20 protein-coding genes and 1 tRNA gene are annotated in these 17154 nt (G+C 66.2%); 9 read left to right on the top strand and 12 right to left on the bottom strand.

The annotated features are described in order from the left end of the window. Positions 1 to 56 precede the first annotated feature (56 nt). On the top strand, positions 57 to 1658 hold the full coding sequence (locus tag IPK75_10725; protein MBK8198837.1) for an ABC-F family ATP-binding cassette domain-containing protein: 1602 nt from the start codon (positions 57 to 59) through the stop codon (positions 1656 to 1658). On the opposite strand, the gene radC is transcribed toward IPK75_10725, so the two are convergent. Genes radC through map form a run of 3 tightly spaced genes read right to left on the bottom strand, consistent with a single transcriptional unit; the run spans position 1630 to position 3787 of the window. Beyond that, a complete protein-coding gene (gene radC / locus IPK75_10730) occupies positions 1630 to 2322 on the bottom strand; it encodes a DNA repair protein RadC (GenBank protein ID MBK8198838.1) in 693 nt (230 codons plus the stop codon). The two genes, IPK75_10725 and radC, sit on opposite strands and share 29 nt — an antisense overlap. Beyond that, on the bottom strand, positions 2319 to 2966 hold the full coding sequence (locus tag IPK75_10735) for a hypothetical protein (protein MBK8198839.1): 648 nt from the start codon (positions 2964 to 2966) through the stop codon (positions 2319 to 2321). Before IPK75_10735 ends, radC begins: the two co-directional genes overlap by 4 nt. Next, positions 2963 to 3787 carry a type I methionyl aminopeptidase gene (map, locus tag IPK75_10740; GenBank protein MBK8198840.1) on the bottom strand — a complete coding sequence of 275 codons (825 nt, stop codon included), beginning with the start codon at positions 3785 to 3787 and terminating at the stop codon, positions 2963 to 2965. The genes IPK75_10735 and map overlap by 4 nt, the downstream gene beginning before the upstream one ends. A gap of 112 nt (positions 3788 to 3899) precedes the next feature. Here map and IPK75_10745 point away from each other — a divergent pair, with 112 nt between their 5' ends. Continuing rightward, positions 3900 to 5210 (top strand): beta-lactamase family protein, encoded by a 1311-nt coding sequence (locus IPK75_10745; GenBank protein ID MBK8198841.1) that lies wholly within the window; start codon positions 3900 to 3902, stop codon positions 5208 to 5210. A 12-nt stretch (positions 5211 to 5222) separates the two neighbouring features. On the opposite strand, the gene IPK75_10750 is transcribed toward IPK75_10745, so the two are convergent. After that, positions 5223 to 5666: an OsmC family protein gene (locus tag IPK75_10750; GenBank protein MBK8198842.1), complete on the bottom strand. Its 444-nt coding sequence runs from the start codon at positions 5664 to 5666 to the stop codon at positions 5223 to 5225. 103 nt (positions 5667 to 5769) lie between these two features. Here IPK75_10750 and IPK75_10755 point away from each other — a divergent pair, with 103 nt between their 5' ends. Then, entirely contained in the window at positions 5770 to 6531 is a 762-nt protein-coding gene (locus tag IPK75_10755; GenBank protein ID MBK8198843.1) for a competence/damage-inducible protein A, read from the top strand. Here IPK75_10755 and IPK75_10760 read toward each other — a convergent pair. Next, entirely contained in the window at positions 6528 to 6923 is a 396-nt protein-coding gene (locus IPK75_10760; GenBank protein MBK8198844.1) for a VOC family protein, read from the bottom strand. The genes IPK75_10755 and IPK75_10760 overlap by 4 nt on opposite strands. A 141-nt stretch (positions 6924 to 7064) precedes the next feature. Here IPK75_10760 and IPK75_10765 point away from each other — a divergent pair, with 141 nt between their 5' ends. Both IPK75_10765 and IPK75_10770 read left to right on the top strand, forming a co-directional pair. After that, positions 7065 to 7550, top strand: coding sequence for a hypothetical protein (locus IPK75_10765; GenBank protein MBK8198845.1), 486 nt, complete (start codon positions 7065 to 7067; stop codon positions 7548 to 7550). A 79-nt stretch (positions 7551 to 7629) separates the two neighbouring features. Then, a complete protein-coding gene (locus tag IPK75_10770; GenBank protein MBK8198846.1) occupies positions 7630 to 8412 on the top strand; it encodes an enoyl-CoA hydratase in 783 nt (260 codons plus the stop codon). 42 nt (positions 8413 to 8454) lie between these two features. On the opposite strand, the gene IPK75_10775 is transcribed toward IPK75_10770, so the two are convergent. Next, positions 8455 to 9228 carry a dioxygenase gene (locus IPK75_10775; protein ID MBK8198847.1) on the bottom strand — a complete coding sequence of 258 codons (774 nt, stop codon included), beginning with the start codon at positions 9226 to 9228 and terminating at the stop codon, positions 8455 to 8457. A 177-nt stretch (positions 9229 to 9405) separates the two neighbouring features. Between IPK75_10775 and IPK75_10780 the strand changes: the two genes are divergently transcribed. The 3 genes from IPK75_10780 (at position 9406) to IPK75_10790 (ending at position 11459) form a co-directional block, all read left to right on the top strand. After that, complete coding sequence (locus IPK75_10780) at positions 9406 to 10617, top strand: acetyl-CoA C-acetyltransferase (GenBank protein ID MBK8198848.1); 1212 nt, start codon at positions 9406 to 9408, stop codon at positions 10615 to 10617. 11 nt (positions 10618 to 10628) lie between these two features. Next, positions 10629 to 11042 (top strand): GFA family protein, encoded by a 414-nt coding sequence (locus IPK75_10785; protein MBK8198849.1) that lies wholly within the window; start codon positions 10629 to 10631, stop codon positions 11040 to 11042. A 207-nt stretch (positions 11043 to 11249) separates the two neighbouring features. Then, entirely contained in the window at positions 11250 to 11459 is a 210-nt protein-coding gene (locus tag IPK75_10790) for a cold-shock protein (protein MBK8198850.1), read from the top strand. Between the two features lie 97 nt (positions 11460 to 11556). Here IPK75_10790 and IPK75_10795 read toward each other — a convergent pair whose 3' ends face one another. Next, positions 11557 to 12222 (bottom strand): DUF2490 domain-containing protein, encoded by a 666-nt coding sequence (locus IPK75_10795; GenBank protein ID MBK8198851.1) that lies wholly within the window; start codon positions 12220 to 12222, stop codon positions 11557 to 11559. 115 nt (positions 12223 to 12337) lie between these two features. Next, positions 12338 to 13807 (bottom strand): SLC13/DASS family transporter, encoded by a 1470-nt coding sequence (locus tag IPK75_10800; GenBank protein MBK8198852.1) that lies wholly within the window; start codon positions 13805 to 13807, stop codon positions 12338 to 12340. Positions 13808 to 13926: 119 nt separating this feature from the next. On the opposite strand from IPK75_10800, the gene IPK75_10805 reads away from it, so the two are divergent. Beyond that, positions 13927 to 14013: transfer RNA gene (locus tag IPK75_10805), tRNA-Leu, on the top strand. A gap of 22 nt (positions 14014 to 14035) precedes the next feature. Here the strand turns inward: IPK75_10805 and IPK75_10810 are convergent. From IPK75_10810 to IPK75_10825, 4 genes are all read right to left on the bottom strand, one after another. Continuing rightward, positions 14036 to 14437 carry a DUF1398 family protein gene (locus IPK75_10810; GenBank protein ID MBK8198853.1) on the bottom strand — a complete coding sequence of 134 codons (402 nt, stop codon included), beginning with the start codon at positions 14435 to 14437 and terminating at the stop codon, positions 14036 to 14038. 8 nt (positions 14438 to 14445) lie between these two features. Next, positions 14446 to 14907 carry a MarR family transcriptional regulator gene (locus IPK75_10815; GenBank protein MBK8198854.1) on the bottom strand — a complete coding sequence of 154 codons (462 nt, stop codon included), beginning with the start codon at positions 14905 to 14907 and terminating at the stop codon, positions 14446 to 14448. Between the two features lie 68 nt (positions 14908 to 14975). Beyond that, positions 14976 to 16193, bottom strand: coding sequence for an alpha/beta fold hydrolase (locus tag IPK75_10820; GenBank protein ID MBK8198855.1), 1218 nt, complete (start codon positions 16191 to 16193; stop codon positions 14976 to 14978). A 16-nt stretch (positions 16194 to 16209) separates the two neighbouring features. Continuing rightward, positions 16210 to 17076, bottom strand: a complete 867-nt coding sequence (locus IPK75_10825; GenBank protein MBK8198856.1) for a pirin family protein — start codon at positions 17074 to 17076, stop codon at positions 16210 to 16212. Between the last annotated feature and the right edge of the window lie 78 nt (positions 17077 to 17154).

A 17154-nucleotide genomic window follows, 5' to 3' on the forward strand; every position in this document is an offset into this window, starting at 1 on the left:
GGATCACTTCAGCAAATCGACCGCCCTCGGATCAGTTTGCCGGAAGACCCATGCTCATGCCTGCCTCGATTACCCTGTCTCACCTGACCTTCGCGCTGCCTGACGGCCGGGTTCTTTTTTCAGACCTTGATTTCAGTTTCAATCAGGAACGCACTGGTCTCGTCGGCCAGAACGGCGTCGGCAAGTCGACGCTGCTTCGCCTGATCACGGGTGAGGCGGCGCCCGCCGCCGGGACCGTGTCGGTTACCGGCGGGATCGGGGTGCTGCGTCAGGTGCTGGCGCCTTCGCCGGACGAAACGCTGGCGGACCTGTTCGGAATCGCCGGCGCGCTTGCCTGCCTGAGCCGGATCGAAGCCGGCGAGGGCAGCGAGGCTGACTTCGGCGCGGCCGACTGGACGCTGGACGCGCGCCTCGCCGAGGCGCTCGCCCGCGCCGGGCTCGAAGCAGCGCCGGGCACTCCGCTTTCGGCGCTCTCGGGCGGTCAGCGCACCCGCGCCGCCCTCGCTGCCCTGATTTTCGACGCGCCGGATTTCCTGCTGCTCGACGAGCCGACCAACAATCTCGACCGCGACGGCCGGCGGGCGGTGGCGCAGATGCTGGCGGAATGGAAGGGCGGCGCGCTGGTCGTCAGCCACGACCGCGAATTGCTCGAAGGCATGGACGCGATCGTCGAACTCACGACGCTGGGCGCGGCCCGTTATGGCGGCGGCTGGAGCGCGTTCGAGGCGCGCAAGGCGCTCGAGCTCGGCGCCGCCCGGCAGGATCTCGCAGAGGCCGAACGCCAGCTGGACGAGACGGCGGAGAAGGTGCAGCGCGCCGCCGAACGCAAGGCCCGGCGCGACGGCGCCGGCAAGCGCAAGGCCGCGCGGGGCGGCGCGCCGCGCATCCTGCTCGGTGCCATGAAGCGGCGCGCCGAAGCCTCCAGCGGTGACCTGCAGAACCTCTCCGAACGCCTCGTCGCCGAAGCGGAAGCCTCGGCAGCGGCGGCGCGGGCGCGTATCGAAGTGCTCGAGAAGATGAAGGTGGCGGTGCCGCCCTCGAGGCTGGCGCCCGGCAAGGTCGTGCTGAAGCTGGCCGATGTGTCGGCGGGCTATGCGCCGTCAGCGCCGGTGCTGCGCGGGCTCAGCTTCGAGATTCGCGGGCCGGAACGCGTCGCCGTGAGCGGGCCGAACGGGGCCGGCAAGTCGACGCTGCTGAAGGTCATCACGGGCGCGCTTGCGCCTTTCGCAGGTGAGGTGCGTGTGCATGTGCCCTGGGTGATGCTGGATCAGGATGTCAGCCTGCTGGATCCGGCCCAGACCATCCTCGAAAACTTCCGGCGTCTTAATCCGCAGGCGGACGAAAACGCCTGCCGGGCGGCGCTTGCACGCTTCCGTTTCCGGGCCGGGGCGGCGCTTCAGGGGGCGGCCTCGCTCAGCGGCGGAGAGCGGCTGCGCGCGGGCCTCGCGGCGGTACTCGGCGGGCTTTCGCCGCCGCAGCTCCTGATCCTCGATGAGCCGACGAACCATCTCGACATCGCCTCGCTCGAAGCGGTCGAGGCGGGCCTCTCCGCCTATGACGGCGCGCTGCTGGTGGTCAGCCATGATGCGGCCTTCCTGGAGCGCATCGGCATCGCGCGCAGGATCGATCTCAGATCAGGCCGGCCGAGCGAAAGCTGACGACGCCGGACGTGCCGACGATCAGGTGGTCGTGGACGGTGATGTCGAACGGCTGCAGCACGTCGATGATCTCGCGCGTGATCTCGATGTCGGCGCGCGAGGGCTTCGGGTCGCCGGACGGATGGTTGTGAACGAGGATCAGGCTGGAACACTGCACTTCGAGGGCGCGCCGGGCGATCTCGCGCGGATAGACCGGGGCATGATCCACTGTTCCGCGGCCCATGATCTCGTCGACGAGGAGCTGGTTCTTCCGGTCGAGGAAAAGCACGCGGAACTGCTCGCGGCTCTCGTGCTGGATCTCGCGCTGCACGTAGCCGACGAGCGCGGTCCAGGAGGAAATGACTTCGCGGCCCTGAAGTGTCTCGCGGCCCGCGCGGGAGTTCAGCTCCGCAGTCGCCCTGATATAGGCGGCGACGGTTTCGCCGACCCCGTCGACCTTCACGAGATCTTCGGCCGGCGCAGCGAGGATGGCCGACAGGCTGCGGAACCTTGCCTGCAGCGCCTTGGCAATCGGCTTCACGTCGCGGCGCGGAATGAAGGCCATCAGCAGCACTTCGAGCACTTCATAATCGTCCAGCGCGCCCGCACCCCGCGCCAGCAGCTTCGTGCGCAGCCGTTCCCGGTGACCCTGCCAGTGGGGCGGGGGATCAGCGGCATCGCTCATGCTGCGCGCGCCGCCTTGCGCAGGCGTTTCAGTTCGGAGAGGACGCGGGCGCGGTCATAGCCCTGGTAGGGCTGCGGCGCGCCGAGCTGGATCTTTACATAGGGATGGTCGAGCTTGGCAGCGAACTTGCCGTCCGGGGTGACCGAAAAGATCGTCGGGTAGTAGTGCTGGAAATTGTCGCCCACTTCAGTCGCCGCGACGACCTCATCCGTGCCCGGAGCGTATTCGTCCTCGATGTGGACGATGACGTAGTTTCCGGCCGTGTAGGTCACGAGTTCCAGCGCCGCCCGGCTGACATCGCCGCGCTTCTTGGCGTTCAGCCGGTCATAGGGGCCCGTGGCGCCGTCGAGGTGGGCGTCGAAGGCGCGGCACCAGCCACACCACTCCGCGCCGATGACCACCAGCAAGGCCTTGTCCTCCGCGTTCGCGCGGTCGAGGGCGGCATTGAACAGGTCCAGCTGGTTGGAGCATTCGTCATAGGCACGCTGGCGCCCGCCCCGGCAGGCGGGATCGAGCGAAAGGGGGTAGGTGACGAGCTGCGCGGCGGCGGCTTCGATTTCCGCCTGTGGAACAGCCGGCACGTCCGGCGCGCCGGAGCAGGCCGCGGCGAACAGCAGGGCTGCCGCTACGGCTGCGAATTTCATCCGGCGCGGACCTTGTGCGGCTCATGCCAGCCCTTGGGCGAGGCGGAGAAGATTTCGACGCCGGTTTCGGTCACGCCGACCGAATGTTCGAACTGGGCCGAGAGCTGGCGGTCGCGCGTCACGGCCGTCCAGCCGTCCGGCAAGATCGCGGCATCCTTGCGGCCGAGGTTCAGCATCGGTTCGATGGTGAAGAACATGCCGGGCTTCAGCTCCGGTCCCGTTCCGTAGGCGGAGGAGTGCACGACGTTCGGCTCGTCATGGAAGAGCTTGCCCAGCCCGTGGCCGCAGAAATCGTCGACGACCGAATAGCGGTTGAGCCGGGCCACTTCGCTGATCGCGCCGCCGATGTCGCCGAACCGGTTGCCGGGCTTCACCTGGGCAATGCCGGCCATCATCGCTTCGTAGGTCACTTCCATCAGGCGCTCGGCCTTGCGCTTCACTTCGCCGACGCCGTACATCCGGCTATGGTCGCCGTGCCAGCCGTCGATGATCAGCGTCACGTCGATATTGGCGATGTCGCCATCCTTGAGGGCCTTGGGGCCGGGGATGCCGTGGCAGATGACGTGGTTCACCGAGATGCACGAGGCATGGCGATAGCCGCGATAGCCGATCGTGGCCGAGGTCGCGCCATGGTCGTGCACGAATTCGAAGACGCGCCGGTCAAGATACTCGGTCGTCACGCCCGGTTTCACTTCGGGCACCAGCATGTCGAGGCATTCCGCCACGAGGCGGCCGGAGCGGCGCATGCCTTCGAAGCCTTCGGCATCGTGGATGCGGATTTCGCCCGTGCGCATGGGCAGGAGGAGGTTTGTGTCGGTCATGCTGGCAATATGGCAGGTCGGGGCGGGGGATTCCACTGCTTCTTGTGCGCCAACTTGCCGAAACGAGCGGTCGCTGCCAGTTAACGGGGCAGAAAATCACCGGAGGGAAGGCATGATGCGGACGAGCAGAACGGGTTGGGCGCTGGCGGCGGCCTTGATGATGGCGGCCTGCAGCCATGCGCCGGTCGCCCCGCCCGCAGTAGAGGCGGCGAAGGCCGCGCCGCAGCCCGCATTCAGCGCCGAGGGCCTCGCCGCGCTGGAAGCGCGGATGCAGGCCTATGTCGATGACGGCGCGGTGCAGGGCATCGCCACCCGGCTGGTCAAGGACGGCGAGGTGGTCAGCGAGATGAAAGCCGGCATCCGGCGCGCCGCGGACGAGGCCCCGGTCGAGGATGACACGATCTGGCGGATCTATTCGATGTCGAAGCCGGTGACCGGGGTCGCCCTGATGACCCTGTGGGAAGAGGGCGCTTTCCAGCTGGATGACCCGATCACGAAATACTTCCCGGAATTCGAGGGAATGAAGGTGTTCAAGGGCCTCGATGCAGCCGGCCAGCCCATCCTCGAGACGCCGGCCCGGGTGGCCACGGTGCGCGACCTGATGAGCCACACCGCAGGGTTCGGCTACGGCCTGCGCAGCGGCGACTATGTCAACGACCAGTTCCAGGCCAAGCAGGTGTTCCAGTCACCCGACCTTGCGGAGCTTGCCACGCGGGTTTCGACCATTCCGCTGATGTATGAGCCGGGCACGACCTGGTCCTATTCGATATCCGTCGACCTGCAGGCCCGGCTTGTCGAGCTGCTGACCGGCGAGCGGTTCAGCCATGCCCTGAAGGCGCGTGTGCTCGCCCCACTCGGCATGGGCGATACCGGTTTCTACGTGCGCGACGCCGACTATGACCGGTTCTCGGATGTCTGGGGCTGGAGCCCGGAACAGTTCGCGTTTGTGCCGCTGCCGATGCCGGCCTTCCAGTTCCGCAAGGACACGGTCGCCGCCGAACTCGGAGGGCACGGACTGGTCTCGACGATGCGCGACTATGACCGGTTCGCGCATATGCTCGCGAATGGCGGCGAGCTTGACGGCGTGCGGATCCTGAAGCCGGAAACCGTGAAGATGATGGCGACCAACGTGCTGCCCGAGAACGTGTTCGTCGGACATGACGGCATTTCCGGCACGGACCCGGCGGGCGGTGGGTTCGGCCTCGACTTCGGCGTCGTCACAGACGGCGCGGCGACAGGCAACGGCTTTCCGGATGGCGCTTTCATGTGGGGCGGCGCGGCCGGCACCTGGTTCTGGGTGGACCCGGTCAACAATCTCTATTTCATCGGCATGGTGCAGCGCTTCGGGCAAGGCGGCCCGCCCTTTGATGCGCGCGAGACGTCGGCCCGGATGGTGTATGAGGCTCTGACCCCGGCGCAATGACCGGGGCCCGGGTCAGCCCGGATTGAGCGTCGAAGTCAGCGTGATCTCGATGGATTGCAGCGCAACCGACAGCGGGCAGCCGGTTTTTGCCTTGCCGGCGATGGCGTCGAACACGTCCTCGGGGATGCCCGGCACGTGGGCGGTCAGTGTGAGGTCGCTCCGGGTGATCCTGAAGCCGCCGCCGTCCTTGGGTTCGACCGAGACGGCGGCGCTCGTCTCCAGCTTGTCCGCCGGATGGCCGGCTTCCGCCAGCAGGTGCGACAGCTGCATGGTGAAACATCCGGCATGGGCGGCGGCGAGCAGTTCCTCGGGATTGGTGCCAGCCTTGCCGCTTTCGTCTTCGAAGCGCGCCTTGAAGGAATAGGGCGCCGAGTGCAGGGCGCCGCTCTGGGTGTCGAGCGTTCCGGTTCCGTCGCGCAGGTTGCCTTTCCAGATGGCTTTGGCGGTGCGTTTCATCGCGGGTTTCCTTTCTTCGGTGGGAGGGGAACGTCCTATCAAAGCGCCAGATGCCTCTACGTTCCGGCTTGGCGACACCTCGGGGTCGTGCCATTTCACCGCCATGACACGCTCACAACCGACTGCCGCCGTCCTTCTGATCGGCGATGAACTGCTCTCCGGCCGCACCCGCGACATCAACCTGCAACAGGTCGCGCAATTCCTGGAGCCGCTCGGCATCCCGGTCATGGAGTGCCGGACGGTGCCGGATATCGAGGCGGAGATCGTTGCCGCCGTGAATGCGCTGCGTGCCCGCTACACCTATGTCTTCACTACCGGCGGCATTGGCCCGACCCATGATGACATCACGGCAGATGCCATCGCGGCGGCGTTCGGGGTCGGCATATCGGAACACCCGGACGCGATCCGCGACATGGCGGCGCGCTATGCCGCGATGAACACTGAATTCACCGCGCCGCGCCGGCGGATGGCGCGCGTGCCGCATGGCGCAAGCCTGGTGGCAAACCCCGTGTCGGGCGCGCCCGGATTCCAGATGGAGAACGTGTTCACGATGGCCGGCGTGCCGCAGATTGCGCGCGCGATGCTGGAAGACATCGGGCCGCGGCTGCAGTCCGGCGCGGTGGTGCACAAGGTAACCGTGCGCGGCAAAGGCCTGCGCGAGGGGGACTTGGCCGAGAGCCTCGGTGCCATCGCCAAGGAACACGCGAACGTGGCGATCGGGTCCTATCCCTGGTACGGATCGATCGAAGATCACGGGGTCGCGCTGGTCGCCCGTTCGACGGACGTGGAGGCACTGACGCGGGTGCGCGGCGAGCTGGAAGCGCTGGCACGCCGGCTGGGCGTCGAGCCCGAAGTGGTCGCCTAGCCGTCCTTGCGAAAGCAGGCTTCGATATTGTTCCCGTCCGGATCAAGCACGAAAGCGCCGAAATACGCCTTCAGGCCCTCGCGCGGGCCCGGTGCGCCGAAATCGGTGCCGCCCGCTTCGATGGCGGCCTTGTGGAAAGCGCGCACCATCGCCTCGTTCTTGGCTCGGAAGGCGACATGGGACTGGTTGACGCCGGCATGGGAGCCTTCCTTCCAGTAGGAGGGACGCAGGGTTCCAATCCACAGATAGGGATACTCTTCCGGGCCCTTGCCGAGCAGGAAGCCGTGCTCGCCATTGTCGACCGTCTGCAGGCCGAGCGCCTTCGCGACGGCGTCGTAGAACTTTCGAGACGCGTCCAGATTGGTGACGACAAAGCCGGTATGATCGAGCATGGGCAGACCCTTCTGTCAGTCTTGACCCAGAACTAATGGCGCACGCTCCGGGCGGTTCCCGGCGACGAGCAGGTCATCGACAAGAGGGTGTGCCGGACGCTAGTCTTGAACCGCCGCAGCAAGACGGCGGGGGGAAATGCCATGAATCTGATCACGCGCACGCCGGTGCTGTGGACGCTGTTCGTGTTGACGCTGGCCATCACTGGCGGGTTTGTCGTGCTGGCGCCGGCTGCAGGCGGGCAGTTTCTCGACCGTCTGTCGGATCCAGAAGCAAGCCGGGCGCTGGTGGCCGGATTGTCGGAGAGCCAGCGGACAGCGCATTTCTGGATCACGGTGCTGCTCGATACGGCCTATCCGTTCGCCTACGGCCTGTTCTTTGCCGGTATGGCGCTGCGCTTCTTCGGGCGGTGGGGCCGGCTTGCCGCAGTGCCCGCCTTTGCGGTGATGATCGTCGACCTGACGGAGAACACGCTGCAGGCCCTGACACTGGCGGGGGCAGGTGATTTCCTGGAGCCGAAGGCGTGGATCACGCCGCTGAAGTTCAACCTGTTCTATCTCGCCGCCCTGATTGCGCTGGTGGCGCTGGGCATTGCGGTGTTCCGCATGGTCCGCAAACCGGCAGCCTGAAGCCTCCCCAAGGTCAGGCTTGGCGCGGGACGCTTCCGGGCGGTATCAGGACTGAGACCGAAACCAGAGGAGCCCGCCCATGTCCGAACCCATCGTCCTAGTCGAGCGCGACGGCGCCGTGGCCCTTGTCACGCTGAACCGCGCCGATGCGCTGAACGCCTTGTCGCGCGCGCTGCGCGCCGAGATCGTGAAAGTGTTCACCGAGCTGAAGGACGACCCCGACATCCGCGCGGTCGTGCTGACCGGCGCGGGCCGGGCCTTCACTGCGGGCATTGATCTGAAGGAAGCCGGCCAGACCGGATTTGCGCTCGGCGCCGATGAGGATTCGAAAGCCATCAACATGCTGGCCGCGCTGGAGGCCTATCCCTGGCCGATCATCGGCGCGATCAACGGGTTCGCGATCACCGGCGGCTTCGAGCTGGCGCTGATGTGCGATGTGCTGCTGGCCTCGGAGCATGCGAAATTTGCCGACACGCATGCGCGCGTCGGCATCGTGCCGGGCTGGGGCCTGTCGCAGAAGCTCTCGCGCCTGATCGGCATCAGCCGCGCCAAGGAGTTGTCCTTCACCGGAAACTTCCTCGATGCGCACACCGCCGAGCGCTGGGGCCTCGTCAACCGGGTCTACCCGCACGACGAACTGGTGCCGGCGGCGATGAAGCTCGCGCAGGAGATGACCGGCACGCAGCCGGTGCTGCTGCGCAAGTACAAGGCGCTGATCGATGACGGCTTCGGCATGAACTTCGCCGCCGCGATGAAGGAAGAAGTGAAGCGCTCCATCGAGCATTCGGCGTCGGTTTCTGCCGAAGCCGTGGAAGAGGCGCGCAAGCAGGTGACGGCGCGCGGGCGCGACCAGCAGGGCTGACCTTCAGGACCCTTTCACCCAAGGGAGAAGGGGCTTCGACCGTCAGGCTGCAAACTCGTAAGCATCCATCCTCAGTACGCTGAAGGTCAGCGACTGGTGGAGGTGTCCGGCATGGGCGCTTCCGCCGGCGCCGAGCGCGACGAACAGCGGCAGGATGTGTTCTTCGGTCGGATGGTTGCGCGCCGCGTTCGGCGCGAGGCGGCGGTAGTCGACAAGGTCGTCCGTTCGGCCTTCGGCAAGCGCCTTGACCATCCAGTCCGCAAAGCCTCGCACCCAGTCAGGTTCCTCGTTCGGCCCGCGCCAGGACACAGAGCGCAGGTCGTGCGTGAAGCTGCCGCTGGCGAGGATCAGCACGTCCTCCTCCGCGAGCGGACGCAGCGCTTCGCCGAGCTTGAGATGGTGCGCCACGCCGAGGTGGGTCTGAACCGAAAGCTGCAACACCGGAATGTCGTTCGCCGGATACATCAGTTTGAGCGGCACCCAGGCGCCGTGGTCGAGCCCGCGTGCAGTGTCGATGCCGGCGGGCAGGCCGGCCGCCCGGATCAGTGCCGCAATCCGCTGCGCCAGCGCCGGCGCGCCGGGCGCAGGATAGCGCTGGTCGAACAGGATCTGGGGGAAGCCGCCGAAATCGTGGATCGTGTCGTTCACCTCGACCGCATTCAGCGCGGGGATATTCGTCTCCCAATGCGCCGAGACGACGAGGACCGCCTTGGGGGGCGGCAAGGTGCGGCCGAGCTCGCGGAGGAAGTCGCGCGCCGGCACGTCGTCGAACAGCAGCGTCGGCGAGCCGTGGGAAACGAAGAGGGGGGCAATCATCAGGCACTCCTTTGGAGCGCGCCAGCGCGTCCACTGCCCATGTAGGCTGTCCGCGCAGATACGTCAGCCTGCCGGGCCTGCGTAACACCTATGCCGTAACGGCATGACGGGTTAGGCGTTGCGCGCAGGCGCCCGCCCGTCCTATCACCATCCCCGCAAACCCGAGAGGAGACTACCATGCGCGATGTCGTGATCTGTGAACCGGTGCGGACGGCCGTGGGCGGCTTTGGCGGGTCCTACCGGGACGTGCAGGCGCATGTGCTGGGCGCGGCGGTCGTGTCGGGCCTGATGGAGCGCACGAAGCTGCCGAAGGATAAGGTCGACGATGTGATCTTCGCGCAGTGCTATCCTTCGATGGACGCGCCGGCGCTCGGCCGCGTCGTGGCGCTCGATGCCGGCCTGCCGATCGAAGTCAGCGGCATGCAGATCGACCGGCGCTGCGGCTCCGGCCTGCAGGCGATCATCAATGCGACGATGCAGGTTGCGACCGGCGCGATGGACTGCGTGATCGCGGGCGGCGCCGAGTCGATGAGCAATGCGCCGTTCTACTCCACCAACTGGCGCTGGGGCCTCGGCCAGGGCAACATGACCGTCAATGACGGCCTGATCACCGGCCGCCTGACAGCGGGCGGCAAGAACTTCCCGGTGCCGGGCGGCATGCTGGAGACGGCCGAAAACCTTCGGCGCGATTATCAGATTTCTCGCGCGCAGCAGGACGAGTTTGCAGCTGCCTCGCACGCGAAGGCGGTGGCGGCGCAGAAGAGCGGCGTGTTCGACGAGGAGATCATCCCGGTGACCGTGCCCGGCCGGAAGGGCGATACGGTGGTGACGAAGGACGAACATCCGCGTGCGGATTCCACGGTGGAGGTGCTCGGCAAGCTGCGCGCCATCCGCGCCAAGCAGGATCCCGATGCCACGGTCACGGCGGGCAACGCGAGCGGCCAGAATGATGGCGCCTCGGCCTGCCTCGTGATGACGCGCGAGATGGCTGACCAGTACGGCCTGAAGCCGATGGCGCGGCTGGTCTCCTGGGCAGTTGCCGGGGTTGGCCCGGCGGTCATGGGCATCGGCCCTGTTCCGTCCACGGAGAAAGCGCTGAAGCGCGCCGGGCTGACGCTCAAGGATCTCGACCTGATCGAGCTGAATGAGGCATTCGCCGCGCAGGTGCTGGCCTGCACCAAGGCGATGGGGTTCACGGACGATGACTATGCGCGGCTCAACGTCCACGGCTCCGGCATCTCGCTCGGCCACCCGGTCGGCGCGACCGGCGGGCGCATCCTTGCGACGTTGCTGCGCGAGATGGACCGGCGCGAGGCTCGCTACGGCCTTGAGACCATGTGCATCGGCGGCGGGCAGGGGCTTGCGGCGGTGTTCGAGCGTGTGAACTGACCGGCGCTCGCATGGCGGATATGGCCCACGGCAGCTGCCTGTGCGGCGCTGTGAAATTCGAGATTAGCGGCGCCTTCGCCAGCTTTTTCCTGTGCCATTGCGGGCGCTGCCGGAAGGGGAGCGGATCGGCGAATGCGGCGAACCTGTTTGCGCCGGGCGCCGCCCTCAGCTGGATTTCCGGCGAGGCGTGCGTGAAGGTCTACCGCGTGCCGGACACGCGTCACCAGAAATGTTTCTGTACGGAATGTGGATCGCCGCTGCCGCAATTGCAAATGGACGGCGCGCTCCTGGTCGTGCCCGCGGGCGCGCTCGACAGCGAGGTCGACATCCGCCCGGACGCACACATCTGCTGGGCGAGCCGCGCCGGATGGGACGCGGATCTGGGCGCTGTGCCAAAGCTGGACGGCCTGCCGGGGCCGGGCTGAGCGCGCCGGTCGGCCGGGCGAATTCAAACCCTACGGATAAATAACTTGCTATTTGGCGGAGCGGGGCGCATATGCCCCGCATCGACATTGGCCGGACGATCAGGCGCAGCACCCGAAAGGGCGCAGTTTCAGAAGACCCCCTCCAAAACTTCGATATGCAAGGGCTGACGCATTGTCAGTCCACAAACTGGTATGAGAACTACTTATATGACGAACGGTACTGTGAAATTCTTCAACAGCCAAAAAGGCTTCGGCTTCATCGCGCCTGCAAACGGTGGCAACGACGTGTTCGTTCACGTCACCGCTCTTGAGCGCTCGGGCATCGCGACCCTGAACGAAGGCCAGAAGGTCAACTTCGACACGGCAAAAGATCAGCGCTCGGGCAAAATCGCCGTGAGCACGATCGAACTGGCCTGATCGGCAGCTGCTGGCGCTGCGCTTTGCGTGGCTGCCTCAGCGGCAAATCGGAAAAGGCGCGTCCCGGCAACGGGGCGCGCTTTTTTTTGCGCGCGTTTCAGAAGCCGGCGGACAGGCCGAGCACGATGTGGTGGTTGTCCTGGTCGGCAGCGCCGTTCACGCCGTTGCGGTACTGGTTCATGTAACCGGCTTCCCAGGTTGCCTTGCCGGTTTTCCATTTCACCACCGCCTTGGCGCGGTTTTCCTGCAGGCCTTCGCTGTTGCCCCAGGCCGTGTCGTTGAGGCCGATCGTGGCTTCATCGCTGATGTTGAATTTGAGGTCTGTGCCGGCGATGGGATGTTCGAAGGCGAATTGTTGGCGCAGGCGCCAGCCGGTGCCGTCAGCGCCTTCGCGCCACCGCTGTTCGATCTTCGAGCGGCCGTCGATCTTGCCGTCACCGATCTCGGCGATGTCGTATGACAGCTGTTCCCAGAGGCGGTGTTCGCGCCGGTCCGGACCGTCGCGGCGGTTGAGGGCGAACAGGTATCCGCCGCTCAGCTTCATGCCATTGTCCAGCTTGTAGGAGACTCCGGGGCGGATTTCGACGGTGTCGAGATAGCCGTCGGGCTGGAAGCGAATCTCGTTGTTGAGTTCGAACTCGTAGCGCGAGTCAGCATCGGGCTTTTTCTTGAGCCCAATGGTTGTCCAGATCTGGTTCTCGGCCGTCGCGGCGGGGGCGAGCAGAAGTGCCGCAAGGGCGGCCAAGAGCAGGTTGCGCAACATCTGGAAACTCCCGGTCCCTCGGCCGCTGCTTCTGCGCGGCCATTCAATGATCCGCCTCTACGTGGGTTTCATTGAACTTTTGTGACAGATCCGGACAAAAACTTACGTTTACGTGTCACAGGCCGAAGAACAGGGTCACGATGAGGATGCAGGCTGCGTTCAGCCAGATGCCGGCCGTCGCCATCCGGGCGATCGAGATCTGGCGGGTGCCGAAAACGACGGCGTTCGGGCCGGTCGCGATCGGCAGCATGAACGCGCAGGACGCTGCCATTGCACACGGGATGACCAGCGTTTCCACATCGATGCCAGTTGCGCCGGCCAGCGCGCCCAGCACGGGCAGGAAGGTCGTCATCGCCGCCACGTTCGACATCACTTCGGTCAGGAAGATCAGTAGCGTGACGATGATCAGTATCAGGATGATTGCCGGAAGCGCGCCGAAACCCGCGAGCGAATTGCCGAGCCATCCGGCCAGTCCGGATTCCTGCACAGCGGCCGCAATCGACAGTCCGCCGCCAAACAGCAGAACCACGTCCCAGGGGATCGACTTGCCGTCATCCCAGTCCAGCAGGGCGAAGCCGCGCCCCGAGGCACGTGTCTTTGCGTCGCTGTGCGGCACGAGAAACATTGCCACCGCGCCGATGATGGCGATTCCCATGTCGGTCAGCCCGCCGAGCCCGGGCACCTTCACCAGCTGCTCACGGAATATCCAGGCCGAGGCAATCACCGCGAACACCATTGCGACACGCGCTTCAGGCGTGGTGATCTTGCCCAATCCCCGATGCTGGTCGCGGATTTCTGCCTGGGCCGCCCGCGCGCCGGCCGGGTCGGACTTCAGGCCCCAGGTCACCACCAGCCAGGCGGCCGGCAGCATCAGCGCGACCACCGGCAAACCGAACGACATCCACTCCCTGAAGGAAATCTCGCGGCCACCATTTTCCGAGAGCCACCCCATCGCGATCAGGTTGGTCGGCGTGCCAACCGGTGTCGCCAGGCCGCCGATCGAGGCGCTGTAGGCCACACCGAGCAGCAAGGCGCCCGCCAGCCGCATGCCGCCGCCGGCGGCGAACGCCACCGACAGCGCAATCGGCGCCATCATCAGGCTCGTCGCTGTGTTGGAAATCCACATGGAGAGGAGCGCTGTGGTCAGCATGAAGCCTGCCGCCAGAAGCTTCAGCCGGGCGCCGGACACGACCAGCACATTCAGCGCGATGCGCCGGTGCAGGTTCCACTTCTCGATTGCCAGCGCGACGATGAAGCCGCCGAGCAGCAGCAACACGACAGGGTCGGCGTAGGGCGCCGCGACGGCCTTCAGGGGCATGACTTGTATCAGGGGAAGGAGCGCGAGCGGGAGCAGCGAGGTGACTGCAATCGGCACCGCCTCGGTGGCCCACCACACCGCCATCAGCGTCAGCACGCCGGCCACCAGCATGCCGCCGCGTTCGAGCCCTTCCGGCGCGGGGGCGACGGCGACCAGCAGCGCGAGCGCCGGGCCAAGCAGGAGGCCAAGGCGCGCACCGCGTCCGCCTCCCGACGCGTCGGATGGCGCAGCTGTGCGCGGCGGGAGTGGCTCGCCCGTCTCGGTCATGGTGTCCTCGGCCCCTGATCTTTGGGGCAGGCTTAGCCTGCTTTGCGGGGAGGGGGAACCGCCGGGACCGCTTGCCTTCGCATCGGGCTCGCCCTAACCCTCGGGCCGTTGCCGGCGCTGCGGGCGTGGCGAAATTGGTAGACGCAAGGGACTTAAAATCCCTCGGCCGCAAGGCCTTGCCGGTTCAAGCCCGGCCGCCCGCACCATCCCGCGCAGCGGATCGTCCGGTCAGTCCGGGAAATGCTCCACATGCGTTTCCCCTGTGCGGCCGAAATAAACAGCGCGGCGGCCGCTGAAGGAGACGATGTAGCCGGCACAGCCTGCGCGCGCGGCTTTCCGGCAGAAGCCGGGATAGGTGTATCCGGGGGCATTCGTCTGGGCTTCCCGGATGGCGGCTTGCAGCGACGCTGCATCGAGCGCGGCGGCAACGGGCGTGCCGGCGTCATGGGCGGCCAGTTCGAGGCTGTCACCAGACGGCAGGTAGTAGATGTTCCGTGCCCGGCGGAAATCGACCGAATAGCTTTCAAAGCCGGCAGCAATGAGTTGTCCCACGATTGCGGGGAAGTCCATCGCGCCAGTTTCGGCGCCGTTGAGGCAGGCCGCGGCGGTGGCTTGCTGTTGCGGTGTCATGGTGCATCCTAACTTATTGGCAGAGATGTCTTGCCGAAGCGCGCGGCGAGCCGGCGCAAGGTGTCCTCCAGCGCCGCGCGTTCAGCCGGGCTGAGGTCGGCGAAAAACGCCTGATCATTCGCATCGGCGAGCGCCGCCAGTTGCGGCACGAGGCGCTTGCCTTCAGGAGTCAGCGACAGCGTATGGGCGCGCGCGTCCTCTTCATTTGCACGGCGCAGCAAGAGGCTCTTGGCAATCAGCCGGTCCGCCAGACGGGTTATGGCGCCCTTGGTCATGCCCATGGTTTCAGCCAGCTGGGTCGGCGCAGTTGGCGGCGCATCATACAGTGCCCGGAGCATGACCCATTCCGCCACCGTGACGCCGCGCGCGTCCAGGCGCGCCGCAAAGGCCTGCGATACCTGGTTGGACACCAGACGGAGCCAGAATCCGAGATGGTCTGTCAGGTCGGAGGCGGGCTTCAGGGGAGGCATGGGGTGACCTTTGTTGACTAGGCAACTAAATGCCCGGCGCGCGCTTGTCAACAGAGTGTCTGTTGCGCCTACTGCTGTCCGGGGAGGGGTGCCGTCACGATCTTGACTTCGCTGCTGAGCGTGCGGTGAACCGGGCACTTTGCAGAGATTTCGGCAAGCTTGGCGCGCTGCGCCGCATCGAGATCGCCCTCAAGCGTGAGGCCAACCTGGAACAGGTCGATCTTGCCTTCGCGGGTTTCGCAATCGGCGCAGTCGGCCGCATGAACCTTGTCATGCTTCACCGACACGGCAATACGGCTGACGTTCCATTTCTTCTGGTTGGCATACATCCGCATTGTCATCGACTTGCAGGCTGCAAGGCTCGCTGCCAGCAAGTCGTAAGGCGAAGGGCCGGCGTCGTTTCCGCCAACATCTTCCGGTTCATCCGCCGTCAGGATATGCGCGCCGGACCGGATGATGTTCGTGTACGGACCGGCGCCGGTCTCTTCGGCGACCACGGCGCCTTCCGGGTGACGGGGAAGGGCAGGCTTCGGGAGGTAGCGCGCCGACCAGCCGGCGATCACCTCGGCCGCATAGGCGGCGTCCTCCGGCCGCGTCAGGAAATGGTCGGCGTCGTCGAGAGACACGAAACTCTTGGGATGCCGGGCCGCCACGAAGATGGCCGTGGCATTGTCGATGCTGACGAGATGGTCGGCGGGCGCATGCAGCACAAGCAGCGCCTTGCGAAGGCCGGCGATACGCTCTGCCTGTGGCTGGTTGCGGAAGTCCTTCAGGTGAGCACGGTTGATCGTGAACATCTTGCCGCCGAGCGTCACATCGGCGGCGCCTTCCGCTTCGATCGCCGCGACAGCGCCGGCGAAGTTATGTTCGACATGTGCGACATCTGCCGGTGCGCCGAGCGTGACCACCGCCGCGGCGTCAGGAATGCGGGCCGCGGCGGCCAGAACCGCCGCGCCGCCGAGGCTGTGACCGATCAGCATCGACGGGACGCCATGCTCCGCACGCAGATAATCGGCCGCCGCCACGAGGTCATCGACATTGGACGAGAAGGTTGTATCGGCAAAGCTGCCGCCCGAGGCGCCGATCCCCGCAAAGTCAAACCGCAGCACCGCGAACCCATGCGCCGCGAGCGCGCGCGAGACACGCACGGCGGCTGCCGATTCCTTGCTGCATGTGAAGCAGTGGGCGAACACGGCCCAGGCACGCGGCGCGCCCGGTGGCCGCTCCAGTCGCCCGGACAGCACGTGCCCGGCTGCGCCGGTAAAAGTTACGGTATCGGTTTTCATGGCGCGGCCCTCGCGTTCAGCTTTCCGGAAGCGGCGTGAATTCCAAGTCGTCGCCGTCCGGCAGTTTCATCCGGCCCTGTTTCCAGTCTTCCTTCGCCTGTTCCAGCCTGTCTTTTGACGAGGAGACGAAATTCCAGAAAATGAACCGCTCGCCGACCGGCTCACCGCCCAGCACCATCACAGTGGAGGGGGCCTGCGCCGAAACGCGCGCCCCGCCCTTGCCCAGCACCGCCATCTGTCCGGGCTGCAGCGCCTGTCCGTTGATTTCGATGGCGCCGCGGGTGAGATACACCGCGCGTTCGGTATACTCCTGCGGCACGGCGCGGGCGGCGCCGGCGTCCATCTCCCAATGCATGTAGAAGAGCGGCGAGTTGGTCTTTACCTTCGCATCGAGTCCGTCCGCCTTGCCGGCAATCAGACGACCCCTGAGCCCCGCTTCGGTCCATGTCGGCAGGCTTTCAGCGGGATGGTGCCAGAAGCCGGGCGCGGTTTCCTCGTCCTCGTTCGGCAGGGCGACCCAGGCCTGGATGCCGTGCATGTGGGCGCCGTGCAGGCGCGCATGCTCGAGGCGCTCCGAATGGGTTATCCCCTTGCCGGCGGTCATCCAGTTGACCGCGCCGGGCTTGATTTCCTGCTGGAAGCCGAGGCTGTCACGATGGGTCATCGCGCCGGAATAGAGATAGGTGACGGTCGACAGGCCGATATGCGGATGCGGGCGCACGTCCAGCGTGCGCGGAATGCCGGGCGCGAAGTCCACCGGCCCCATCTGGTCGAAGAACACGAAGGGTCCCACCATCCGCCGCTTGGCGAATGGCAGCACCCGGCCGACTTCGAACCCGCCGCCGAGGTCGCGCGTTCGCTTGTCGATGATGAGATCAATCATGGCGCGCTCCTTCTGCTGGGCGCAACCTAGCGGCAACGCCGGGCACCGCGAAGTGTTTTGTGCCGCCGCTGGCGGGAT

This window comes from Acidobacteriota bacterium, assembly GCA_016712445.1.
GTDB lineage: Bacteria > Pseudomonadota > Alphaproteobacteria > Caulobacterales > Hyphomonadaceae > Hyphomonas.

Coding starts and splice junctions, on each gene's coding strand:
- IPK75_10725 (MBK8198837.1), top strand. CDS start 57: ATGCCTGCCTCGATTACCCTGTCTCACCTGACCTTCGCGCTGCCTGAC.
- radC (MBK8198838.1), bottom strand. CDS start 2,322: ATGAGCGATGCCGCTGATCCCCCGCCCCACTGGCAGGGTCACCGGGAA.
- IPK75_10735 (MBK8198839.1), bottom strand. CDS start 2,966: ATGAAATTCGCAGCCGTAGCGGCAGCCCTGCTGTTCGCCGCGGCCTGC.
- map (MBK8198840.1), bottom strand. CDS start 3,787: ATGACCGACACAAACCTCCTCCTGCCCATGCGCACGGGCGAAATCCGC.
- IPK75_10745 (MBK8198841.1), top strand. CDS start 3,900: ATGATGCGGACGAGCAGAACGGGTTGGGCGCTGGCGGCGGCCTTGATG.
- IPK75_10750 (MBK8198842.1), bottom strand. CDS start 5,666: ATGAAACGCACCGCCAAAGCCATCTGGAAAGGCAACCTGCGCGACGGA.
- IPK75_10755 (MBK8198843.1), top strand. CDS start 5,770: ATGACACGCTCACAACCGACTGCCGCCGTCCTTCTGATCGGCGATGAA.
- IPK75_10760 (MBK8198844.1), bottom strand. CDS start 6,923: ATGCTCGATCATACCGGCTTTGTCGTCACCAATCTGGACGCGTCTCGA.
- IPK75_10765 (MBK8198845.1), top strand. CDS start 7,065: ATGAATCTGATCACGCGCACGCCGGTGCTGTGGACGCTGTTCGTGTTG.
- IPK75_10770 (MBK8198846.1), top strand. CDS start 7,630: ATGTCCGAACCCATCGTCCTAGTCGAGCGCGACGGCGCCGTGGCCCTT.
- IPK75_10775 (MBK8198847.1), bottom strand. CDS start 9,228: ATGATTGCCCCCCTCTTCGTTTCCCACGGCTCGCCGACGCTGCTGTTC.
- IPK75_10780 (MBK8198848.1), top strand. CDS start 9,406: ATGCGCGATGTCGTGATCTGTGAACCGGTGCGGACGGCCGTGGGCGGC.
- IPK75_10785 (MBK8198849.1), top strand. CDS start 10,629: ATGGCGGATATGGCCCACGGCAGCTGCCTGTGCGGCGCTGTGAAATTC.
- IPK75_10790 (MBK8198850.1), top strand. CDS start 11,250: ATGACGAACGGTACTGTGAAATTCTTCAACAGCCAAAAAGGCTTCGGC.
- IPK75_10795 (MBK8198851.1), bottom strand. CDS start 12,222: ATGTTGCGCAACCTGCTCTTGGCCGCCCTTGCGGCACTTCTGCTCGCC.
- IPK75_10800 (MBK8198852.1), bottom strand. CDS start 13,807: ATGACCGAGACGGGCGAGCCACTCCCGCCGCGCACAGCTGCGCCATCC.
- IPK75_10810 (MBK8198853.1), bottom strand. CDS start 14,437: ATGACACCGCAACAGCAAGCCACCGCCGCGGCCTGCCTCAACGGCGCC.
- IPK75_10815 (MBK8198854.1), bottom strand. CDS start 14,907: ATGCCTCCCCTGAAGCCCGCCTCCGACCTGACAGACCATCTCGGATTC.
- IPK75_10820 (MBK8198855.1), bottom strand. CDS start 16,193: ATGAAAACCGATACCGTAACTTTTACCGGCGCAGCCGGGCACGTGCTG.
- IPK75_10825 (MBK8198856.1), bottom strand. CDS start 17,076: ATGATTGATCTCATCATCGACAAGCGAACGCGCGACCTCGGCGGCGGG.